At 63.7% G+C, this 21,601-nt stretch carries 15 protein-coding genes; 11 read left to right on the top strand and 4 right to left on the bottom strand.

Annotated elements, in window-relative coordinates:
• The first annotated feature begins 36 nt into the window (after positions 1–36).
• A complete protein-coding gene (locus RMR13_RS15240; RefSeq protein ID WP_310601484.1) occupies positions 37–624 on the top strand; it encodes a DJ-1/PfpI family protein in 588 nt (195 codons plus the stop codon).
• 13 nt (positions 625–637) lie between these two features.
• Here RMR13_RS15240 and RMR13_RS15235 read toward each other — a convergent pair whose 3' ends face one another.
• From RMR13_RS15235 to RMR13_RS15225, 3 genes are all read right to left on the bottom strand, one after another.
• Entirely contained in the window at positions 638–1,078 is a 441-nt protein-coding gene (locus RMR13_RS15235) for a hypothetical protein (RefSeq protein ID WP_310601483.1), read from the bottom strand.
• A gap of 639 nt (positions 1,079–1,717) precedes the next feature.
• Positions 1,718–3,511: an NAD-dependent malic enzyme gene (locus RMR13_RS15230; RefSeq protein ID WP_310601482.1), complete on the bottom strand. Its 1,794-nt coding sequence runs from the start codon at positions 3,509–3,511 to the stop codon at positions 1,718–1,720.
• A 151-nt stretch (positions 3,512–3,662) separates the two neighbouring features.
• Positions 3,663–4,655, bottom strand: coding sequence for a DUF1848 domain-containing protein (locus RMR13_RS15225; protein ID WP_310601481.1), 993 nt, complete (start codon positions 4,653–4,655; stop codon positions 3,663–3,665).
• A 344-nt stretch (positions 4,656–4,999) separates the two neighbouring features.
• Between RMR13_RS15225 and RMR13_RS15220 the strand changes: the two genes are divergently transcribed.
• The 9 genes from RMR13_RS15220 (at position 5,000) to RMR13_RS15180 (ending at position 16,800) form a co-directional block, all read left to right on the top strand.
• Entirely contained in the window at positions 5,000–6,148 is a 1,149-nt protein-coding gene (locus tag RMR13_RS15220) for an iron-containing alcohol dehydrogenase (protein ID WP_310601480.1), read from the top strand.
• Entirely contained in the window at positions 6,148–7,338 is a 1,191-nt protein-coding gene (locus RMR13_RS15215; protein ID WP_310601479.1) for an ATP-binding protein, read from the top strand. Before RMR13_RS15220 ends, RMR13_RS15215 begins: the two co-directional genes overlap by 1 nt.
• Positions 7,338–8,675 carry a sigma-54-dependent transcriptional regulator gene (locus RMR13_RS15210; protein ID WP_409070306.1) on the top strand — a complete coding sequence of 446 codons (1,338 nt, stop codon included), beginning with the start codon at positions 7,338–7,340 and terminating at the stop codon, positions 8,673–8,675. The genes RMR13_RS15215 and RMR13_RS15210 overlap by 1 nt, the downstream gene beginning before the upstream one ends.
• A gap of 160 nt (positions 8,676–8,835) precedes the next feature.
• Positions 8,836–9,753 carry a DUF362 domain-containing protein gene (locus tag RMR13_RS15205; RefSeq protein ID WP_310601477.1) on the top strand — a complete coding sequence of 306 codons (918 nt, stop codon included), beginning with the start codon at positions 8,836–8,838 and terminating at the stop codon, positions 9,751–9,753.
• Positions 9,753–11,342 (top strand): 4Fe-4S binding protein, encoded by a 1,590-nt coding sequence (locus RMR13_RS15200; protein WP_310601476.1) that lies wholly within the window; start codon positions 9,753–9,755, stop codon positions 11,340–11,342. The genes RMR13_RS15205 and RMR13_RS15200 overlap by 1 nt, the downstream gene beginning before the upstream one ends.
• 92 nt (positions 11,343–11,434) lie before the next feature.
• Complete coding sequence (gene glp, locus RMR13_RS15195) at positions 11,435–12,673, top strand: gephyrin-like molybdotransferase Glp (protein WP_310601475.1); 1,239 nt, start codon at positions 11,435–11,437, stop codon at positions 12,671–12,673.
• Positions 12,674–12,874: 201 nt separating this feature from the next.
• Entirely contained in the window at positions 12,875–15,334 is a 2,460-nt protein-coding gene (locus RMR13_RS15190) for an AAA family ATPase (protein ID WP_310601474.1), read from the top strand.
• 189 nt (positions 15,335–15,523) lie between these two features.
• Positions 15,524–16,156, top strand: coding sequence for an OmpA family protein (locus RMR13_RS15185; protein ID WP_310601473.1), 633 nt, complete (start codon positions 15,524–15,526; stop codon positions 16,154–16,156).
• A 17-nt stretch (positions 16,157–16,173) separates the two neighbouring features.
• Positions 16,174–16,800, top strand: a complete 627-nt coding sequence (locus RMR13_RS15180; protein ID WP_310601472.1) for a DUF4126 domain-containing protein — start codon at positions 16,174–16,176, stop codon at positions 16,798–16,800.
• A gap of 18 nt (positions 16,801–16,818) precedes the next feature.
• On the opposite strand, the gene RMR13_RS15175 is transcribed toward RMR13_RS15180, so the two are convergent.
• A complete protein-coding gene (locus RMR13_RS15175) occupies positions 16,819–18,150 on the bottom strand; it encodes an HD domain-containing phosphohydrolase (protein ID WP_310601471.1) in 1,332 nt (443 codons plus the stop codon).
• 263 nt (positions 18,151–18,413) lie between these two features.
• On the opposite strand from RMR13_RS15175, the gene RMR13_RS15170 reads away from it, so the two are divergent.
• Positions 18,414–21,374 carry a CHASE4 domain-containing protein gene (locus tag RMR13_RS15170; RefSeq protein ID WP_310601470.1) on the top strand — a complete coding sequence of 987 codons (2,961 nt, stop codon included), beginning with the start codon at positions 18,414–18,416 and terminating at the stop codon, positions 21,372–21,374.
• Positions 21,375–21,601 lie beyond the last annotated feature (227 nt).

Here is a 21,601-nt window from a genome sequence, read left to right as displayed (position 1 = left end):
ACCGCAACAACGACCAATTCATTTGAGGAGGCAATTATGGCAGCCAAAAAAATCTTGATGCTGGTGGGAGATTTCGTCGAGGACTACGAAGCGATGGTGCCGTTCCAGATATTGGTGATGGTGGGGCACGAGGTGCACACGGTCTGTCCGGGCAAGCAGGCCGGCGACACGGTCAAGACCGCCATCCACGATTTCGAGGGCGACCAGACCTACACCGAGAAACCGGGGCACCGGTTCGCCGTCACCACCACCTTCGACGAGGTCGACCCGGCCCGCTACGACGCCCTGGTCATCCCCGGCGGCAGGGCGCCGGAATACATCCGCCTGAACCAGCGGGTGCTCGACATTGTCCGCCATTTCGCCGCCGAGGCCAAACCCATCGCCTCGGTCTGCCACGGCCAGCAGATCCTGGTGGCGGCCGGCGTGCTCGAAGGCAGGCACTGCACCGCCTACCCGGCGGTCAAGCCGGACATCGTCCGGGCCGGCGGCACCTGGGTGGAGGTCAACGAAACCTTTTCCAACGCCCATGTCGACGGCAACCTGGTTACCGGTCCGGCTTGGCCGGCCCATCCGGAATGGATGCGCGCCTTCCTCAAGGTCCTGGGCAGCACGATCGAGCCGTAAGGCGGAGACACCATCACGGCAATTTCCCGAAGACCATTTCGGGGGGGAGGAGTACGGCTGCTTCGGTGTTAAATTTAAATTCGGTAGCGACCCACTCGCCCGACTTGGTTCGGTAAACCTGAAAGCGGCCAAAAACTATCCCTTTGGCATGATTGATTGTGAAGACAACCATTACCGAGCGCGGTGATATGGTGTTCTCTTTCACAATGTCGTAACTCTCGGGTTTGCCGTAGAAGTCTTCTATTTGTCGGAGGCTGTTGGCTTGCGTGAGAGCCTGAGTATTCCCTTCCATGCCGCTCCCCTTCAGCCACGCTTTTATCGCGGCATCAGGACCATCAGTCAGGTAGGCTGACAAACCGCGCTCAACGAATGCCTTTGCTCCCGGTTCCACAGCGAAGGCGGAGGTGGACAGGACTACCGAACAAAAAAATAGTAGAAGCAAGAACGTTCGCATGATGGCTCCTGATGCCCTACGGTTGAAGTGTCGGGCAGATGCAAGCAAGCGACACACTTGCAGCCGACCCGGTTGTTTTTTTAACTGATTTTATCTGATTACCATCGAACCTCAGCCAAGTTCGTTGGCCGGCCGACGGCGGTGTTCCTGACGCTCCGGAGGCTGGCTGAGCAAACGAGATCTCTCACTGCGTTCGAGATGACCATGCGGCCGGCGTTATCCTTGTCCCGAACGTCCTTTATTGGTCGTTTCGACGAACGCAGTGAGGAGAAATCTCAAAAAGTTTCAGCCAAATACCCTCCATGATGCAATCGGCTAAACTTGAGTGGTAATCATTTTTTTTAAACAAATTCGCCGGTTGAGCGAAGAGAATATATTACAGGTCGAACGCTCAAAATCATCTGAAAAAGGCGAGCCACCCTGTACACACCTGCTTTCATCTGAGGATTCCGCCCCCTTCCCTTCGCCTACCGCATTTCGCAGTACAGGACCGCCTCCCGACACAACACGCAACTTACAATTCCGACGTATAGTGGTTTTCCACGTCTCGGACAAGGACACTTGGAGACGAATGGAGTCCGAAAGTAATCCCTTCGTCGATTCGCCAGCGGTCCATGGTGCCCCCACTCGACAGCAGCTTCAGATATAGCTTCGGTACAACGGCTCGAACATCAACCCTCGGATGAATGCGGCCAAATCTTCCGGCCGAGGCTTGGTGGCCAGGCCGTTGGCATAGGCCAGTTCGGCCACCGCCACCGCCACGTCGAGCGACACCTGGCGGATGCGCGGCAGGGGCGGATACACCCGCCCGCCCTGCAGGTCTTCCTCGGAAACCCCTTGGGACACGACCCGGGCGGCGGTGAGGAACATCTCGTCCGTGACCCGGGTGGCGCCGCTGGCCATCACCCCCAGGCCGATCCCCGGGAAGATGTAGACATTGTTGCCCTGGGACGGATAAAAGGTCCGGCCGTGGGTGACCACCGGGGCAAAGGGGCTGCCGCTGGCGAAAATGGCCCGGCCGCCGGTCCAGGTGTAGGCTTCCTCGGCGGTGCACTCGGATTTGGAGGTCGGATTGGACAGGGAGAAGATGATCGGCCGCTCGTTGATCCGGGCCATGGTCTCCAGGATCTCGGGAGTGAATCGCCGGGGCTGGCCGGAAACGCCGATGATCGCCTGCGGCCCCAGGGCCTGGACCGCCTCGTGGAAGTCGGCCACCGACGGGTGCTCGTGGGCATACAGCCGCTTGTGGCCGCTGAGGTCGGCACGGCCCTTGACCACCAGGCCCTTGGAGTCGAAAAACCAGCAGCAACGGCGGGCTTCCTCCGGGGACAGCCCTTCCTCGACCAGGGCCGAGACCAGCAGCTCGCCGGTGCCCAGGCCGGCCTCGCCGGCGCCGAGAAAGAGGAAACGCTGATCCTTGAGGGTGCCGCCGGTGATCCGCAAGGCCGAAAAAATGCCGGCCACGGAAACCGAGGCCGTGCCCTGGATATCGTCGTTGAAGCAACAGACCTGGTCGCGGTACTGCTGGAGGAGCCGGAAGGCGTTGCGGTTGGCGAAATCCTCGAACTGGATCATGCAGCCGGGGAACACCTGCTGCACGGCAAGGGTGAATTCCTCGATCATCTCGTCGTACAAATCGCCCCGGATGCGCGGATGCTGCAGGCCGGTGTAGAGCGGATCGTTGAGCAGCCGGGCGTTGTCCGTGCCCATGTCGAGGGTGACCGGCAGGCTGAGCGAGGGATGGATGCCGGCGCACACCGTGTACAGGGCCAGCTTGCCCACCGGGATGCCCATGCCGTCGGCGCCGAGATCGCCCAGGCCGAGGATGCGCTCGCCGTCGGTAACCACGATCACCCGGACGTCGTTGTACGGCCAATTGCCGAGCAACTCGGCAATCCGCCCCTTGTCGCGGGCGGTGATGTAGATGCCGCGCGGCCGCCTGAAAATATGGCCGAACTGGAGGCAGGCCTGGCCCACCGTGGGGGTGTAGACAATGGGCATCAGCTCCTCGATGTTGTCGAGCAGCACCCGGTAGAACAGGGTCTTGTTCCGGTCCTGGAGGGCAATGAGGTAGACGTAGCGCTCGATGTCGGTGGACTGCTTGCGCAAATTCTCCAGCACGCGCTGCACCTGCTCGTCAATGGTGTGCACCCTGGGCGGCAGCAGCCCGGTCAGCCCCAGGGCCTCGCGCTCCTCCAGGGTAAAGGCCGAGCCCTTGTTCAGGGTCGGGTCGCGGAGCAGGGTGATGCCGGTGGGCAGGCCGGCCACCCGGCTGCGGGAGCGCAGACGGGCACTGGCGTCGCCGCCGGCGCTCTTTTTCAGCATGGATTGGAGGTTGACGTGGTTGAGGAAGCGCGACAGGGTCTCGCCGTCGATCAGGTCCTTCTCGAACCTGATGATTATCTCGTCTTGTTCGTGACGTATCGTGTACATGGCACCTTCCTTCCGCTCCGTGGCAGGAGGTTGGACTTGTCGGAGTCGCCGACCCGTCCCCGGACGAGCCGGAATCGATGGGCCGAGCGGACGTATTTTCAATATGTTATTGCATTACAATCAATTACCGGCGCTGTCAAGGCCCTGCCGGTCAATCCGCCTGCTCGGAGGACGGGCCGCCGGAACCGGATTGCAGCGATCCGCCCAAGGGCAGCATTGTTTGCCGCGGCCGCGGCGGGGTGGTGGTCCGTTCGACGATCCGCTCCTGTCCGGTGAGCATGCCGCTCAGCAGCGGCGAATCCGGGTCGTGCGCCGCCCAATTGGCAGCCACGGCCCGTTCCCCTGCATTGGCGTAGCAGTAGCGGCAACCGTGCGGACAGGTGTCGTAGGCACCGATATCGACGCTGGCCGCGCAACCGCAGCCCGGCCGCTGGCCCTTGTCCTTGGCGACGTACACCGCTTGGCCGGCAATCGCCGCTACCAGGCTGCGGTCGATGCAGCGGGCCGGCTCGATGCCGCCCTGACCGCCGAAAAAGGCGTCGCAGCAGGCCTGAAGCGCGATATCGTGTCCGGCTGCGATCTCGGCCAGGCGGCCGGCAAAGAGCATCTTGGCCTCGTCGTCCATGGCCAGCAGGTCGATGTCCGCCAGATTGCGCTTGCATTTGGCATACAGGGTGAGAAAACTGACGGTGCAGCGGCGAGTATGCCGGCGTAGCCGCGCCGCCAGGACGGCGAATTCGCGCAGCACATCCTCCGGGCCTTGTTGGCGGGTGCAGACGATTGGGTCAAAACGCCACAGCACCCGCTCCGGCCCGATCCGGTCCGCCAGGGCCAGGAAAGCGGCGATCCGTTCTTCGCGCGGGGGCAGGCGCGGCTCCAGGTCGCGGTTGCAGGCGGTCAGGGTGTACTGGAAATAGAAACAATGCCCCAGGCGCTCGATTTCCGCCAAATGGGGCAGCAGGGGCGCCGGATTCTTGGTCCAGAACACCAGGCAATCCACCTGGCGGGAATCCAGGGACACCCGCGACACCTGCCGGAAATGAAAAGGATTGCGCACCAGGGCATACCCGTCGCGCAACCGGTTGAGCAGCCACTCGGCGTAACATGCCGGAATGTCGGTCCGCCTGCTGGCGCTGATGATCATGGTCGCCTGCCGTGCTCGCCGCCCCGCCAAACGGGGCAAAAATACCCGTCCGAGCCGGCCGATGCGTCAGAATGACCCGCCCGGTTGTTGGCGGGCCTGCGGTTGTTGGCCCCGGTGGAGACAATGCGAGCGTGCCGGTCGTGCTTGCCGGCCTGAAAACGTGTCATTTTTCCCCTTTCGCCGAACAGCTGCCGGTGCTACCATGTGCCACAGCCTTCCGGCACGGAAGATGCTTGTTCCTGGCAATGCCCTTCAGCCGCCCGGCGCGGCCATCTGCGGGGACATCCCCGTCCGTGCCCGCACCGGAAGCACCTCGCGCATCATCGAGCCCCGGACAACGCTCTATGGACATCACCAAATTCGCCATTCCCGAAATCATCTTCGGCCGGGGCAGCCTCAACTATGCCGGCCAGTGTGCCCTGCGCCTCGGCGCCCGCAAGGTCTTTTTGGTCAGCGACGAGGGCATTGAGCAGGCCGGATGGCTCCAGCGCTTGATGGACATCCTGGAAAAGGAAGGCATCGAGTGGGTCTATTATCCGGGCGTCACCTCCAATCCCCGCGATTTCCAGGTGGAACTGGGGGCGGAGTTCTACGCCAAGAACGGCACCGACGTGATCATCGCCATCGGCGGCGGCAGCGCCATGGACACCGCCAAGGGCATCGCCATCATCGCCAGCAACGGCGGCAAAATCCGCGACTACGAGGGTGCCAACCGGGTCCAGCGCCCCCTGCCGCCGATGATGCTCATCACCACCACCGCGGGTTCCGGCTCGGACATCAGCCAGTTCTGCATCATCACCGACATGAAGCGCGGCGTCAAGATGTCGATCATCACCAGGACCCTGGTGCCCAACATCTCCATCGTCGATCCGCTGATTTTGCGCACCAAGAGCGAAGCCCTGATCATCCAGAGCGCGGTCGACGCCCTGGCCCACGCCATCGAGGCCTATATGTCGCGCATTGCCTCGCCCTTCACCGAGATGCACTCGCTCAAGGCCATCGACCTCATCCTGGCCAACATGCCCCGGGCGGTGGCCACCCGGTCGCTCGACGCCCTGGAGCAGCTGTCGATCGCCTCGGTGTCCGCTTCCATGGCCTTTTCCAACGCCGGCCTCGGGGCCGAACACGCCCTGGCCCATGCCCTGGGCGGCCATTTCGACATGCCCCACGGGGTGGTGCACCCGATCCTGCTCACCAGTGTCATGCGCTTCAACCTCGGCATCGATCCGCAAAAGATGGCGGAAATCGGCAGGGTGATTCTCAACCACCGCCTGTCGTCCGACCGCAAGACCGCCCTGGCCGGGATCGAGCGGCTCGAGGCCTTCTTCGCCTCCTTCGACGTGGCCCTGCGGCTTTCGGAAATCATTCCGGCAAGCGAGCGGCACCGTTTGGAGGCCCTTTGCCGGATGGCGGTGAACGACGCCTGCAACCTGACCAACCCTCGTCCGGCCACCTGGGAGGAATTGTACCGCGTGTGCGAGGAGGTCTGGTGATGCCGCATGTCACGACCCTGGAAGACCTGGTCGGCATTGAGCACTGCAAGCTCGGCTTTTACCAGGAATTGCAGCAAAAGGTGGAGTTGTTGAAGAGCTCCAACCAGGAGCTGGAGAGAAAACGCAAGGAAATCCAGGCATTGCTCGACGGGATCACCGACCTGATGGTGGTGCTCAACGAGGATTTGAGCATCCAGCGGGTCAACCACGTCTTTACCGAATGGTTTCCGGGCGTCAACCCAATGGGCATGCGCTGCCACCAGGTTTTCCGGCAGGACGACGACCGCTGCGGCGACTGCCCCGCCCTGCGCGCCCTGGACAGCGACCGGATCGTCAAGGACCTGTGCATCTACAAGGTCGACGACGCCTTCAAGCACTACGAGATCATCGCCTCGCCGCTCAAGACCGGTACCGGTGAGCGACAGGTGCTGCTGTTCAAGCGCGACGTCACCCTGGAGAAGGAATTCCAGGCCCAATTCTACCAGGCCGAGAAGATGGCCACGGTCGGCACCCTGGCCGCCGGGGTGGCCCATGAGATCAACAATCCGCTTACCGCCATCCTCGGCTTTGCCGAAGGGTTGAAGCGGCGCAATTCCAGGCTCAAGGGCCGCATCGACGAGGAACTTCTCGCCGATTTCAAGGAATACACCGATACCATCGTCAAGGAATGCCTGCGCTGCCGCGACATCGTCCAGACCCTGCTGACCTTCAGCCGTCCCACCGCCCCCAGCCTCGGCCATATCGACCTCAACCAGTGCGTCACCGACACCCTGTTCATCCTCAAGCACCATTTCAAGGAACACCGCGACCTGACGCTGCGGACCGAACTGCAGGAGCCCCTGCCGGTCATCCTCGGCGACGAGTCCCAACTCAAGCAGGTGATCATCAACCTGTTGACCAATGCCTTCGACGCCACCGGCGCGGGCGGCAGCATCCTGATCAGGACCCAAACCGAGGAGCACCGCCGCGTCACCCTGATCATCGAGGACACCGGCTGCGGCATCCCGCTGGAGATGCAGGCCAAGCTCTTCGAACCGTTTTTCACCACCAAGCCGGTGGGCAAGGGCATCGGCATCGGCTTGTCCACCTGCTACTCGATCGTCAACAACCACAACGGGGAAATCAGCGTCGCCAGCGCCGTGGGCAAGGGGTCGTCGTTCAAGGTTTCCCTGCCGGGCTTGGAGGCATGATGGACCGGGAAAAATACGCCATCCTGGTGGTCGACGACGAGGAATCGATCCGCCGGCTGCTGCAGAAGGAACTCGCCGGCCCGAACCGCGAGGTGCTCACCGCCGCCGACGGCGCCGAGGCCATGGCCATGGCCCGCCACCATTGGTTCGACGTGATCGTCATGGACCTGTGGCTGCCGGATGTGTCGGACCTCGACCTGTTGATCCGCATCCGCGAATCCATTCCCCACACCGAGGTGATCATGGTCACCGGCCACGGCGATGTCGATATCGCGGTCGAGGCCATGAAGCTGGGGGCCTGCGATTTCATCCGCAAGCCGTTCAACCTCGACCGCCTGGACCTGATCGTGGAAAAGGCCCACCAACGGGTGCTGCTGTCGCGGGAAAACGCCATGCTGCGCCACTCCACCGGCCAGGAGCGGCAACAGGTCCGGCTGATCGGCAATTCCCTGCCCATCCGCGAAATCCATTTTTTGGCCGAAAAGGTGGCGCCGGCCAGGATTCCGGTGCTGATCACCGGCGCGTCCGGCTCCGGCAAGGACGTGGTGGCCCGGCTGATCCACAGCCACTCCCCCCTGGCCGCCCGGCCGATGATCGTCAAAAATTGCGCCACCCTGCAAAACGAACTGGCCCGCAGCGAATTGTTCGGCCACGTCAGGGGGTCGTTCACCGGCGCCAACGAATCGCGGGAGGGCCTGCTTACCTTTGCGCACGATTCCACCCTGTTTCTCGATGAGATCGGCGAGTTGCCCATGGAGGTGCAGGCCTCGCTGCTGCGGGTGCTGGAGACCGGCACCTACCGGCGGGTCGGCGAAAAGGAGGAACGCAAGGTGAACATCCGCTTTCTGTTCGCCACCAACCGCCGCCTGGCGGACGAGGTGGAGGCGGGGCGGTTCAACGAGGCGTTTTTCCACCGTATCAACGCCTTCAGCATCAAGCTCCCGGCCCTGAAGGACCACAAGGAAGATCTGCCCCTGCTGGTCGACTACTTCCTCGCCAGCCTCAGCCCGGACCCCACCCCGTATTGCCTCGTCGAACGGGCCATGGCCTGCATCCTCAACTACAACTGGCCGGGCAACATCCGCGAATTGCGCAACGTCATCGAACGCTCGATCATCCTGGCCGAGAACGGAATCATCACCGAACGCTGCCTGCCGCGCGAGATGGTGGAATCGGCGGCCGCGGACGGCACCGATCTCACCCTGGCCTCGGTGGAAAAACAGCACATCCTCAGAATGCTCGACTTCCACGGCGGCAATCGCCAGAAAACCGCCGACACCCTGGCCATCAGCCGCAAGACCCTCTACCGCAAGCTGAACGAATACGCCGTCGAATGAGCCCCGGGCTTTTGCCGCCTTTCGGCAAGGACTTCGTTGTCTTTCCCGACTCCACCGGGTAAAGTGCCGATTTGACGCCCGCATCCGGGCGTTTCCCGTTGCCACGCCAAACCTTTTTCATGCCAGACTTTTTTTGTTTGTGCATTCGATGGAGGCAGCCATGAACAGACGGCAATTCATCCGCGATGTCCTGCTCTGGTCGGCCGGCGCCACCCTGGCCGTTCCCCGGTTGACCATCCCGGCCGAGGTTCGGGCCGAGGAGTTGCCCGCGTCCCCCCTGCTCGCGGTGGCCAAGGGCGAGGATTACGCCGCCCTGGTGACGCGGGTGCTGCAACCGCTCGGCGGCATGGGCCGGTTCGTCCGGGCCGGCGACCGGGTGGTGGTCAAGCCGAACATCGGCTGGGACCGCAGCCCGGAACAGGGTGCCAACACCCATCCCCAGGTGGTCCAGGCCGTGGTCCGCCAGGCCCTGGCAGCGGGCGCGAACAAGGTGCTGGTGTTCGACCGCACCTGCAACGAGCAGCGGCGCTGCTACGCCAACAGCGGCATCGAGCGGGCCATTGCCGAACTCAACGACAGCCGCGCGGTCATCGAGCACATCGACCAGCGCAAATTCGTGCCGGTGGAGATCGCCAAGGGCAAGGCCCTCACCCGCTGGGAAATCTACAAGGATGCCCTGGACTGCGACTGCTACATCAATGTGCCGGTGGCCAAGCACCACGGCCTGTCCCGCCTGACTCTGGGATTGAAGAACACCATGGGCGTGATCGGCGGCAACCGAGGCTCGATCCACCGCGATCTCGGCCAAAGCCTGGCCGACCTGGCCACGGTGGTCCGGCCCAGGCTGACCCTCATCGACGCCACCCGCATCCTGCTCGACAACGGGCCGCAGGGCGGCAACCTGGCGGATGTGCGCCGCATCGACACCCTGATCGCCTCCGTCGATCCGGTGGCCGCCGACGCCTATGCCACCACCTTGTTCGGCCTGTCGCCCGCGGACATCGCCTCCACCGTGGCGGCCCACAAGATGGGGCTCGGCGAGATGGCGCTTGACCGGATCAACGTGGTGGAGGCCTGATGAGCCGGAGCATTTTGCGACTGACATCCTCCACCTGGCGCGCTTTGGGCCAAACCCTGTTTCTGTTTTTCTTCCTGGCCCTGTTCGTTAAGACCGACTATGCCGGGGTCGACGAACTCAACTGGGCGGTCAACCTGCTTTTCCGCATCGACCCCTTTCTGGCCGCGGCCGCGATGCTGGCCGCCAAAACGGTCATCGCCCTCATGCTGCCGGCCCTGACCACCTTCGGCCTGACCTTGCTTTTCGGCCGCTTCTTCTGCGGCTGGGTCTGCCCCATGGGCAGCCTGATCGATGCCAGCCGGCGCCTGGTGGGCCGGCCCGTTGCCTCGCCGCCACGGCCCGGCCGCAGGCAGCTCAAGTATCTGCTGCTGCTCTTTCTCCTCACCGCCGCCTGCTTCGGCCTGCCCCTGGCCGGGTATCTCGACCCCTTCTCGATTCTGGTGCGCGGCCTGACCTTTTCCCTTCAGCCGAGCCTGGACCACGCCGCCACAGTTTTGTTCACCTGGACTTACCAGCAGGCGCCGGCCTGGGTGAACACGGTCACCGAGCCGGTCTACGCCTTCCTGCGGCAAACGGTCCTGCCCTTTGGCGACAAGGTCTACGGCCTTTCGCTCCTGTCCCTTTTCCTGTTGCTGGCGGTGCTGGGGCTGAGCCGGGTGGAACCGCGCTTCTTCTGTCGCAAGGTCTGCCCGCTGGGCGCGCTGCTGGCCCTGCCCGCCCGCTTTTCCCTGCTGCGGCTGCGCGGCGGCACGGCCGAGTGCGGCAAGTGCAGCCAGTGCCGCATGGTCTGCCCCATGGCGGCCATCGGCGAATCGAGGGAGATCGCCGCCGGGGAATGCACCCTCTGCCTCGACTGCGTCAGCCAGTGCCCCCGCTCCCGCTTCGGCTACGGGATCAAACGCGGGGCGGCTCCGGCCTCGAACGGCAACGGCCGACACCCCAACCTGTCCCGCCGCGCGATGCTGACTTCGTTGGCCGCGGGCGCCCTGGCGCCGCTGGCCCTGCCGTCCCGAACCCAAGCCCGCCATGGCGACCCGCTGCTGATCAGGCCGCCCGGCGCCCTGGCGGAGCCGGATTTTCTCGATTACTGCCTTCGCTGCGGCGAATGCATGAAGGTCTGCATCGGCAACGCCCTGCACGCGACCTGGCTGGAGGCGGGTCTGGAGGGCATGTTCACCCCCAAGTTGATCGGCCGCCTGGGCTATTGCGAATACAATTGCACCCTTTGCGGCCAGATCTGCCCCAGCGGCGCCATCCGGAAGCTCGGCAAAAGCGAGAAGCAGGCCGTGGTCATCGGCCTAGCCCATTTCGACAAGAACCGCTGCCTGCCCTATGCCTCGGCCACCCCGTGCATCGTCTGCGAGGAGCACTGCCCGACCCCGGACAAGGCTATCAAATTCAAGGAAGTGGCCGTCGACACCCCCAAGGGCGAGCAGATCACGCTCCGCCTGCCCTATGTGGTCGAAAATCTCTGTATCGGCTGCGGCATCTGCGAAAACAAATGTCCGCTGGAGGGAGAAGCGGCCATCCGGGTGACCGCGGCCGGGGAAAGCCGCCATGGCCGCCTGCCCGGACCGGAAGGCTATTGATTACCGGGGCCGCCGTCCTGCCGCCTGGCGGCACGCCTGAAGGCGGGCCCTTGTTCTTCCTTGTCCCCCTGCCCTGACTTCGGACCTGATTCATGAACGATTTTTGCAGCCAAGGTCCCCCGACCGAATTTTCATCCCAATTCATTGACTTCGTCCCGTTGGCGACGGAATCGGTCCCGCTTGCCCAGGCGCGGGGCCGGGTGGTGGCCGAATTGTTGGCCAGCCCCGAAGCCTTGCCCCCCTTTGCCCGCTCGCTGATGGACGGCTACGCGGTCCAGGCGGCCGACACCCTCGGCTGTTCCGAATCGACGCCCGCCCTGTTGAACGTGGTCGGCGAAATCGCTGCCGGCGCATCCGGCCGGACGCTGGGTCTGGGACCGGGCCAGGCGATCCGCATCTGGACCGGCGGCGAACTGCCGAAAGAAGCCGATGCCGTGGTCATGGTCGAACACACCCGCCTTGCGGGCCAGGATGCGGTGGCGGTGTTCCGGCCGGTCGCGCCGGCGGACAACATGGTCCAGGCCGGAGAGGACTGCGCGCCGGGCGCCTTGCTTTTCGAGGCAGGCCACCGGCTGCGGGTTCAGGATCTGGGTTTGCTCGCGGGCCTGGGCATCGCCACGGTGCAGGTCTTTTGCCGGCCGAGGGTAGCGATCCTCTCCACCGGCGACGAACTGGTGCCGCCGGATCAAACACCGCCACCGGGCAAGATCCGCAACGTCAACTCCATCACCCTGGCGGCCCTGGTCGAGGAGGCCGGCGGCCTGCCCCTGCCGTGCGGCATTTGCCCCGACGACTTCGACCGCATGCTCGCCCTCTGTACCGAGGCCCTGGACCAGGCCGACATGCTGCTGCTCTCGGGCGGCAGCTCCCTAGGCCGGCGCGATTTCACCCGCCAGGTCCTGGCCGCCATTCCCGGCAGCACCATTTTGGTGCCTGGGGTGTCGGTCCATCCCGGAAAACCCGCCATCCTCGCCCGCCAGGGCAACAAGGCCCTGTTCGGCCTGCCCGGCCACGCGGCCTCGGCGCTGGTCGGCTTTCTCTGTTTCGTCCGGCCGCTGCTCAGGCTGTATATGGGCCAGGGGCCGAGCCTGGGACTGCCGACCGTAAGGGCAATCACCGGCCAGCCCATCTTCTCGATGGTCGGCCGGGAAGAGTATGTCCGCGTCCGCCTCACGCCCCAGGGCGACGGCGCGCCGCCCCTGGCAACCCCGGTTGCGGGCAAAACCGGTTTGCTCGGTCCGCTGGTCCGGGCCCACGGCCTGTTGCCGATAGGCCGCGATGTCGGCGGCCTGGACGAGGGGATGGACGCCACGGTGCTGCTCTTGCCCTAGCGCCTCTTTCCGCGGAAGATCGCGGCCGTCTCGCCCCCCGGTCGCCCATCGGGGAAAAGCTGTTGACTTCCCGGCCGCCGTCTTGTACCTCTCCTCTCCCAAAAGGGGGCCTGCATGCCGGCGGCAGCCCGCTGTTGCGGCCCCTTCCGTGCCTTTTTCAGCCTTGTCTATTGGTCTTTTCCTCTTCCATCCTCCACGCCCATGCCGACGATTCGCCTGACTCCCCCTGAACTGCGTCTCACCATCACCCCGGACACCCTGGAATTTGCCGACACCTCGGCCCTGTTGGACCAGGATCTGCCCTGGATCGGGCAGGAACGGGCGGAACAGGCCGTCCTGTTCGGGCTGGCCATGGAACAGGCCGATTACAACCTGTTCGTGCTCGGTGAGGCCGGCAGCGGCCGCTCATCTTTGCTCAAAGAAGCCATGGCGGCCATGGCGACCCGTCGACCCACCCCGCCGGACCTTTGCTACCTGCACAACTTCGACGCCCCGGAACGGCCGCGCGCCCTTCGACTGCCCGCCGGCCGAGGCCGCATGCTCCGCCAGGCCATGGCCGGGATGGCCAAGACCTTGCTCACCGCCATCCCCCAGCAGCTCAACGGCCCGGAGGTCAAGGTGGAGAGCGAACGCCTGGTGCAGGCCTACAAGCAGAAGGAAAGCCAGGCCTTCTCCGAACTCGACGCCTTTGCCGAGGCCCGCGATTTCTCGATGCGCCGGGAGTCGGACAACAATATCCTGTTTACCCTGCGCGGCCCCAACGGTCAGGCCCTCACCGAAGACGACATGCTGCTTCTGCCCAAGGAGCGGCGCAACGGAATCGCGCAGAAGGAGCAAGAAGTGCTGGCCGAAATCAACCGGTATTTCGCGGCAACAAGGCCCCTGGAGCAGGAGATGCGCGAGTCCCTGGCCGCCCTGCATCGCCAGGCGATCGAGCCGCTACTGGCGCGGGAATGCGGCGCGATCCAACTGGAAATCGCCGACGAAGGCCGAGAGGCCAGCACCCTTGCCGCCTATCTGGAACAAGTCAAGAACGACCTGCTCGACCACCTGGAACTGTTCAACCCGGCCGAGGACGAGGACGATCTGGCCGGGGAGGCCCTTGCTCAGGTGCTGTCCCGCTACCGGATCAACCTGATCGTGGACAATGACGGCCTGTGCGGAGCGCCGGTGATCGTCGAGGACAATCCACTCTACCGCTCCCTGTTTGGCAGCATCGAATACCAGACGGAAAACGATGTGCTGGTCACCGATTTTTCCCGCATCCGGGCCGGCAGCCTGCTCAGGGCGCACGGCGGCTTTCTCATGCTGCATCTGCGCGACGTGGCGGCCGACGGCCTGGTATGGGAGACCCTGCGCCGCTTTCTCCGTAGCGGCAGGCTGCAGATCGAGGAGCCAGGCACGGCCTACGCCCCGATCGCGGCGGTTTCCCTGACCCCGGAACCGGTGAACGTGGACGTCAAGATCGTGCTCATCGGCTCGCGCGACTTCTATTACGAACTGCAGGAAACCGATCCCGAATTGGCTCGCCACTTCCGCGTCAAGGTGGACTTTGCCGACCAGTTCGTCGCCACCGACGCCACCCGCCGGGCAACGGCCGTGCTGGTCGCCCGTACCTGCGACACGCTCGGCCTGCCCCATTTTTCGGCGGCCGCCGTGGCCCGTCTCCTGGAGCAGGGGCACCGGGAGGCCGAGGACCGAACCCGACAGAGCGCGCTCTTCGGCCAAGCCACGGCCCTGATCGCGGAGAGCGCGGCCCTGTGCAAAAGCCGGCACAACGGCCCGGTCGCGGCCGCCGATGTCGAGGCGGCGCTGGCGGCGCGGTACCTGCGCCACGACTATCCCGAACAACTGATGCGGGAGGCCGTTGCCGACGGCGATGTGCTCATTTCCCTGGACGGGGAGCGGATCGGCCAGGTGAACGGGCTGAGCGTGGTGGATTTGGGCGACCACCGTTTCGGCCATCCGGTGCGGGTCTCCGCCCGCACCTATGCCGGCGGGGACGGCCTGATCAACATCGAGCGCGAGGTGGCCCTGTCCGGCCCCATCCACGACAAGGGCGTGCTCATCCTGCAGCACTACCTGGCCGCGCTTTTCGCCCGCAACGCGCCGCTGGCCCTCAGCGCCTCGATTGTGCTGGAGCAGGAGTACAACGGCATCGAGGGCGATTCCGCCTCCTGCGCCGAACTGTTCGCCCTGCTGTCCTCGCTGGCAACGACGCCCATCCGCCAGGGGATCGCGGTGACCGGCGCCCTCAACCAGCACGGCGAAGTCCTGCCGGTGGGCGGCATCAACGAAAAGATCGAGGGGTATTTCCGGCTGTGCCTTGCCGCCGGCCTCGACGGCAGCCAGGGCGTGCTGATGCCACACCGCAACCGGCGCCACCTGATGCTCGATTCGGCGGTGATCGAGGCCGTGCGCCAGGGGCTTTTCCACATCCACACCATGGAACGGGCCGTCGAGGGAATGGAGTTGCTCACCGGCCTGCCGGCCGGCAGCGCCAACCAAAACGGTGTCTATCCACCCGGCAGCCTGCTGCACCGCGTCCAGAAGGCCCTGCGCGCCTTCCGCCGCGCCTGCGACGCCGCCGAACACCGGCCCGAATCCGGCCGAACACGGCCCTGGGACAGGGCCGGGGACTGCCTCGATCAGCCGGTCTGATCGCCTGGCCGGAAGAGCATCCGCTCTCCCTGTCGGCCCCAGGGATTTCGTTTTCCATTTCCGCAAAAAGTGCTATGATTTGGCATTGATCAAACCGCAGGGACGCGTTCCGGATTGCCGGCGGAGCGACAAGCCGCTGCCAGACCGGGTTCACTTTTACCCCCCAACAATTCGACTAAAGGAGCTGTTATGAATCGAGTGATCAGATGTTTTGCCATCCTCGCCCTGGCTACCATGCTGACCGCCTGCGCCGGAGCCAACAAACAACAAACCGGCACCGGAGTCGGCGCCGCCGCCGGGGCCGGCATCGGCGCCCTCCTCGGCCAGGCCATTGGCCACAACACCACGAGCACCCTGGTCGGGGCCGGTATCGGCGCCGTGCTGGGCGGCATCGCCGGCAACCAGATCGGCGCCTACATGGACCAGCAGGAACAGCAGCTGCAGCAGATCGAGTCGGCCAGCATCCAGCGGGACAACGACGTGCTCACCGCCACCTTTAAAAGCGACATGTTCTTCGACTTCAACTCGGCCGACCTGAAACCCGGCGCTTACAGCGAGTTGGACCGGGTGGCCAACGTGCTCAACAATTTCCCGCAGACCACCATCCGGGTCGAGGGCCACACCGACACCAAGGGCAGTGTTGACTACAACCAACGGCTCTCCGAGCGCCGGGCGCAGTCGGTCAAGAACGCCCTGGCTCAGCGCGGGGTCGATCCTCGCCGGATGGAAGCGATCGGCTACGGCAAATCCCAACCCATCTCCTCCAGCGACGCGGTCAACCGCCGGGTGGTGATCGTCATCAACCCCGTCCGCCAGAACTAGGCGGAGGCTTCGCCGGAATGGCCGGCGTCGACCCGACCGTAAGCACGCTCGCCCTGGCCTCGGGCCTGGCCTGGGCGAGCGGCATCAATCTCTATGCCGCCGTGCTGCTGGTGGGGATTCTGGGGGCGAACGGGGCCATCCACCTGCCCTCCGACCTGCAGGTACTGGCCCACCCCTGGGTGATCGGCGCGGCCGGGACGATGTATCTTGCCGAGTTCCTCGCCGATAAAATACCGGGGCTCGACTCGCTCTGGGATACCCTCCACACCCTGATCCGCATCCCGGCCGGGGCGGTGCTGGCGGCAGGTTCCGTCGGCCATGTCGATCCGGCCCTCACCCTGGCGGCGGCGCTGGCCGGCGGCACGCTCTCCGCCGGCGCCCACGCCCTCAAGGCCGGCACTAGAATCGCGGCCAACACCTCGCCCGAGCCCTTTTCCAACTGGACCCTTTCCATCGGCGAGGACCTGACAGTGCTGGCCGGTCTGTGGACCGCGCTCTCGCACCCCTGGCTGTTCCTCTTTTGCCTCGCCCTCTCCGTGCTGGCGTGCGCCTTGCTGCTGCCCCTGCTGTGGCGGGGAATCAACCGCCTCTGCCGCCGCCTGGCCGCCCTGTTGGGCGTAGGCTTCCGCCCTCCCCCGCAGTGACGGAAAAGCCGCCGGCGATCAATACAGCAGCACCGCGCCCTCGCTGAAGTAGCGGGCGATCACCTTTCCCAATTCCGCCCGCACCGCCTCGTCGTCCTTGGTGGCGCACAACCGATGGAATTTCGGAGCAACAGCCTCGAAGGCATCGAGCACCGCCGGATCGAAATGGCTGCCCCGCCCTTGCCGCACCACGGTCATGGCCACCGCAAACGACAGCGGTTGCTTGTAGGGCCGACGCGAGATCAGGGCATCGAACACATCGGCCACGGCAAAAATCCGTGCCAACAGGGGAATGGACTCGCCGGCCAGGCCCTGGGGATAACCGCTGCCGTCGAATTTTTCATGGTGGCTGGCCACCACCGGAATCGCATCGCGCAACCAGGCCGAACCGCGGACGATGTCCAGGCCGTGCCGCACATGGTCCTTCATCAGGTCGAACTCCTCCTCGGCCAGGGCACCGGCCTTGAGCAGGATATTGTCCCGGACGCCGATCTTGCCGACGTCGTGCAGGAAGGCGCCCTTGATCAGCGCCCGGATCTCGTCGCCCCCCAAGCGCATGGCTTCGCCCAGGCGCACCGAGCACAGGGTCACCCGGAAATTGTGCATGTCGGTATCGCTGTCGCGCTTGGCAATGGCGCTGGCCAACAGGGAAAGGGTTTCGAGGTTAGCCTCCAGCAGATTACGGGAAAAAAGAGACAGTTTACCCACCAGATGCACGATCACCGGGTACAGCAGGCCGCTGGTGGCGAGCACGATCAAAAGCGTCAGCAGGACGGCGCGGCGCAGCGTGGCGGCCATGGTGGCCAAGGTGGCCTCGGAGGGGGCGAACACGACCTGCACATGGCCGACGGTGCGCTGATCTTGGTCCAGCAGCGGCACCACCGCATACACCTGCATCCGATCGCCCAAAAAGATCATCTCGGCCGTTTCGCCGGTTTCGAGTGACGGCCGGGGCCGGGAATGGATGAAACGAAGCACCTCATCGGCCAGGGCATAGCCGGTATCGCGGCGCTCCAGGCTCTCCGACTCGGCCAGGGGAGAAAAACGGACATAAACATACTCGCCCCTGCCATTGCCGTGGCGGCTCGCGGCGCGTTCATCCAGGGCCTGGACAAAGGCCGTGTTCCGGTCTATTCCGGATTCCCGCATCGCCCATTGGGTCCGTATTGCCAGCAACCGCACCTCGCCATGCGTTTCTTCCGCGACCTGGGCACCGAGCGTCCGCTCCTCGGCGACATAGACTGCGGCTGCGGCCACCAGGCCGGCGGCAAGGGCCATGAGCGCAAGCCGAATCGTCAGGGTGCGATAGACAAATCGATGCAGGGAAACCGAGCGACGCACTCTTTCCATTCTCCTCACCATTGATCAAGCCAAGGGTGCAAGGTCACAAAACCCTTCCATTTTGGGCAGTTGCACCCTGCAATGTCCCGGACGGACCGGCCTGGCGCTCCTTGCGGTTCAACGGCAACCGCCATCGGCGGGGCCGCCGTTCTGTCTGTACCCACGGACAAATACTTGTTGCCCGACACGGTTATCTGTATATAATAGGTCAAAATATTTCAGAAAACAGAACGTTTTCCCCACACTCGCCCATCCATAACGGATTGACCTTTATGTCCTTTCTCCGCGCCATCAATCGAAGCCTTCTCGTCAAGACTGCGGTGCTGATCGTGATTTTGGTCAGCCTGCTCGTTGCCGCCTTAATTTGCATCTCGCGCGATATGGTGTTCGCGCGCTACTTTGCCCTTGAGCAGAAGGAAGCCAAGGTGCAGGTTCAACGGGTTGTCAGCGAAGTCCTTTCCACCCTCGACAAAATTCGCTCTTTCGGCGTGGATTGGAGCACCTGGGACGACACCTATCGTTTCGTGGACGACCAGAGCGCCGACTACATCAAAAACTACCTCAACAATCTAACCTTCATCGAACAGCGGCTCAACTTGATGCTGTTTTTCAATGACAAGGGTGAACTGGTTTACCGGCAATTTTTCGATCTCGGCAGCAACATGCCGGTCGCCTCGGACGCGTCCACCGTCGACACCATTCAAAAAGTGCCGCAACTGGTCCGCGTCGATCCCTCGGATCTCGAAACCCGGGCGGGCATTCTCAATACCCCGACCGAGCCGCTGCTGGTGGTTTCCTCGCCGATTATCACCAGCCTCGGTACCGGCGGCAGCCATGGCCGGATGGTCATCGGCCGGTACCTGAACGCCGAGGAAATCGAACGGATCGGCGCCATGACCCACCTCAAGCTGACCGTCCACCCCCTGGCCGCTGCCACAACCGAGAAGACACAGGAGGCCGTGGAGGAAACCCGAATCTCCGCCGACGGCAACACCCTGCTGGCCTCGGCCAATCTCGTCGATGTCACCGGCCAGCCGGCCTTGCGCTTCACCGTTGCCCTGGAACGCACCATATTTGCCCAGGGATACGCGATGTGGAAGCAATATACCCTCTTCACCGTGCTGCTCGCTTTGTTCTTCGTGATCCTCCTGGTGTTTTTGGTCAATAGGCTCGTGCTCAGACGGCTGAGCCACATGACCGACGAGGTGGGCCAGATCAAGGACAACAGCGACGCTGCCCGCGACATCTCGGTCGACGGAGAGGACGAGATCGGCGTCCTGGCCCAGGAAATCAACTCCATGCTCGCCTCGCAGCGCAATCTGCGCGTCCTCCATGCCCAGGAGGAAAAACAGGGGCTCTATCTGCAGCGAGTCCTCGACACCATCAACTGCGGCATCCTGATGGTGGATGCCAACGACCGCCAGATTGTCGCGATCAACAAGGCCGGCGTGGCCATGATCGGCCACCCCCGGGCGGACATCATCGGTCAATCCTGCCACGCCTTCATTTGCCCGCGCCAGGAAAATGACTGTCCGGTGCTCGACCGCAACGAACGGATCGATCTCAGCGAACGGATCATCCTCCGGGAGGATGGCAGCGAACTGCCGGTGCTCAAGAGCGTGGTCCCCTTCGAACACGACGCCCACCGTTTCCTGATCGAGAGTTTCGTCGACATCAGCCGGCTCAAGCAGGCCGAGGCCGAACTCCGGACCAACGAGAACCGATACCGCCAGTTTTTCGATGAGGATCTCACCGGCGATTTCACCATCACGGCCCAGGGCGAGGTGATCGACTGCAACCCGGCCTTTGCCCGCATGTTCGGCTACGGCAGCATCGAGGAGATCAAGCAGGCCAATGTTTCCAGCCTGTTCCGCACCTTTGACGATTGGGCCCATACCCTTGACCGGATTCGCCGCGAGGGCAAGCTCGAATATTACGAGTCGGAACGCCTGCGGCGGGACGGCAGCCCGATCTACTGCGTGGGCAACGAAATCGGCGAGTTCAACAGCAAGGGTGAGTTGGTCCGCGTCCGCGGCTACCTGTTCGACGACACCAAACGGGTGTTGATGGAGCGGGAAATCCGGCAGAACCAGAAAATGGAGGCCATCGGCACCCTTGCCGGCGGCATCGCGCACGATTTCAACAACATCCTGGCCGGGATCATCGGCTACGCCGAGATCCTGCTCCGCAAGGAATCCAACAACGAACAGGCCCGCAACTATCTGGGCAAGATCCTGACCGCCGGGGAAAAGGCACGGGAACTGATCTACCAGATCCTGGCCTTCAGCCGCAAGACCGAGACCGCGCGGCAGCCGGTGCAGCTTGCGCCGCTCATTCACGAGGCCATGCAGATGCTCCGGGCGACCCTGCCCACCACCATTGCCATTAACGAGCAATTGAACCCGGAAGCCATCGTCATGGCCGATCCGGTGCAAATCCACCAGATCGTGGTCAATTTGTGCACCAACGCCGGCCACGCCATGCAGAAGGAGGGCGGCACCCTGACTGTCACCGTCGAACGCATCGATCTGGACCAGACGCGTCTCGCCCAGGACGACCAGGCCGGGCCCGGCGACTTTGCCCGCATCCGCATTGAGGACACGGGCCACGGCATCCCCGAGGAAATCCGCAGCCGCATCTTCGATCCCTTCTTCACCACCAAAGGCCAGAACGGCGGCACCGGCCTGGGGCTTTCCGTGGTGCACGGCATTGTCCGCAGCCTGCAGGGCCAGATCACCGTGGATTCCACTCCGGGCAAGGGAACCCGGTTCGACATCCTCCTGCCCCTGACCGACCAGCATGTCGAGGAAGACGATTCCGAAGCGCTGCCCGTGGCCACGGGCGACGAACACGTGGTCTATGTGGACGACGCGCCCTTTTTGGTGGAAATCGCCAGAGAAATACTGCGCGAGCTGGGATATCGAGTGACGACCTTCAGCGACAGCGAAAAGGCCTTGGCCTTTATCTGCGCCCATCCCGACGAGGCGGACCTTGTCATCAGCGACATGACCATGCCCCGCTTGACCGGTACCGGCCTGACCCGTGGTATCCGGGAAGCCGGCCTCACTACCCCGGTCATCATCTACACCGGCTACGAAAAGGATCTGGATGTCGAGGATATCCAGGCGCTGGGCATCCGCGAAGTGCTGCTCAAACCGATCAAGCCGCATACCCTGGCGGTCAAGGTGCGGGAGGTGCTCGATCAGGTCAAGCAGGAAGCCGCCGGCTCCTGACAACTTTTTGCTTCATTCCTTTCAAGCGAAACGAAAAAAGCCGAGTCAAGCGACCCGGCTTTTTTTTATCTGATTACCACTGAACTTCAGCCGGCATTTTTTTTGGTGGTATGACGCTATTTGTCATACCAGCTATGGCATAGTGCTCCCAACCTTCACCCCAAAAGGAGCACGGCATGGCCAAAAATACCATTCAGTTCCAAAAAGGAATGAGTTTGCCACAATTT

The organism is Desulfobulbus sp. (assembly GCF_031547805.1).
In the GTDB taxonomy this organism is placed as follows: domain Bacteria; phylum Desulfobacterota; class Desulfobulbia; order Desulfobulbales; family Desulfobulbaceae; genus Desulfobulbus.
Note: the sequence above shows the minus strand (reverse complement) of the source record. Positions and strands in the feature narration are given on the sequence as shown.

Bases quoted from the DNA above. Each gene is read 5' to 3' on its own strand.
- RMR13_RS15205 (WP_310601477.1), top strand. From the start codon at position 8,836: ATGAACAGACGGCAATTCATCCGCGATGTCCTGCTCTGGTCGGCCGGC.
- RMR13_RS15230 (WP_310601482.1), bottom strand. From the start codon at position 3,511: ATGTACACGATACGTCACGAACAAGACGAGATAATCATCAGGTTCGAG.
- RMR13_RS15215 (WP_310601479.1), top strand. From the start codon at position 6,148: ATGCCGCATGTCACGACCCTGGAAGACCTGGTCGGCATTGAGCACTGC.
- RMR13_RS15200 (WP_310601476.1), top strand. From the start codon at position 9,753: ATGAGCCGGAGCATTTTGCGACTGACATCCTCCACCTGGCGCGCTTTG.
- RMR13_RS15240 (WP_310601484.1), top strand. From the start codon at position 37: ATGGCAGCCAAAAAAATCTTGATGCTGGTGGGAGATTTCGTCGAGGAC.
- RMR13_RS15220 (WP_310601480.1), top strand. From the start codon at position 5,000: ATGGACATCACCAAATTCGCCATTCCCGAAATCATCTTCGGCCGGGGC.
- RMR13_RS15175 (WP_310601471.1), bottom strand. From the start codon at position 18,150: ATGGAAAGAGTGCGTCGCTCGGTTTCCCTGCATCGATTTGTCTATCGC.
- RMR13_RS15185 (WP_310601473.1), top strand. From the start codon at position 15,524: ATGAATCGAGTGATCAGATGTTTTGCCATCCTCGCCCTGGCTACCATG.
- RMR13_RS15225 (WP_310601481.1), bottom strand. From the start codon at position 4,655: ATGATCATCAGCGCCAGCAGGCGGACCGACATTCCGGCATGTTACGCC.
- RMR13_RS15210 (WP_409070306.1), top strand. From the start codon at position 7,338: ATGGACCGGGAAAAATACGCCATCCTGGTGGTCGACGACGAGGAATCG.
- RMR13_RS15235 (WP_310601483.1), bottom strand. From the start codon at position 1,078: ATGCGAACGTTCTTGCTTCTACTATTTTTTTGTTCGGTAGTCCTGTCC.
- RMR13_RS15190 (WP_310601474.1), top strand. From the start codon at position 12,875: ATGCCGACGATTCGCCTGACTCCCCCTGAACTGCGTCTCACCATCACC.
- glp (WP_310601475.1), top strand. From the start codon at position 11,435: ATGAACGATTTTTGCAGCCAAGGTCCCCCGACCGAATTTTCATCCCAA.
- RMR13_RS15180 (WP_310601472.1), top strand. From the start codon at position 16,174: ATGGCCGGCGTCGACCCGACCGTAAGCACGCTCGCCCTGGCCTCGGGC.
- RMR13_RS15170 (WP_310601470.1), top strand. From the start codon at position 18,414: ATGTCCTTTCTCCGCGCCATCAATCGAAGCCTTCTCGTCAAGACTGCG.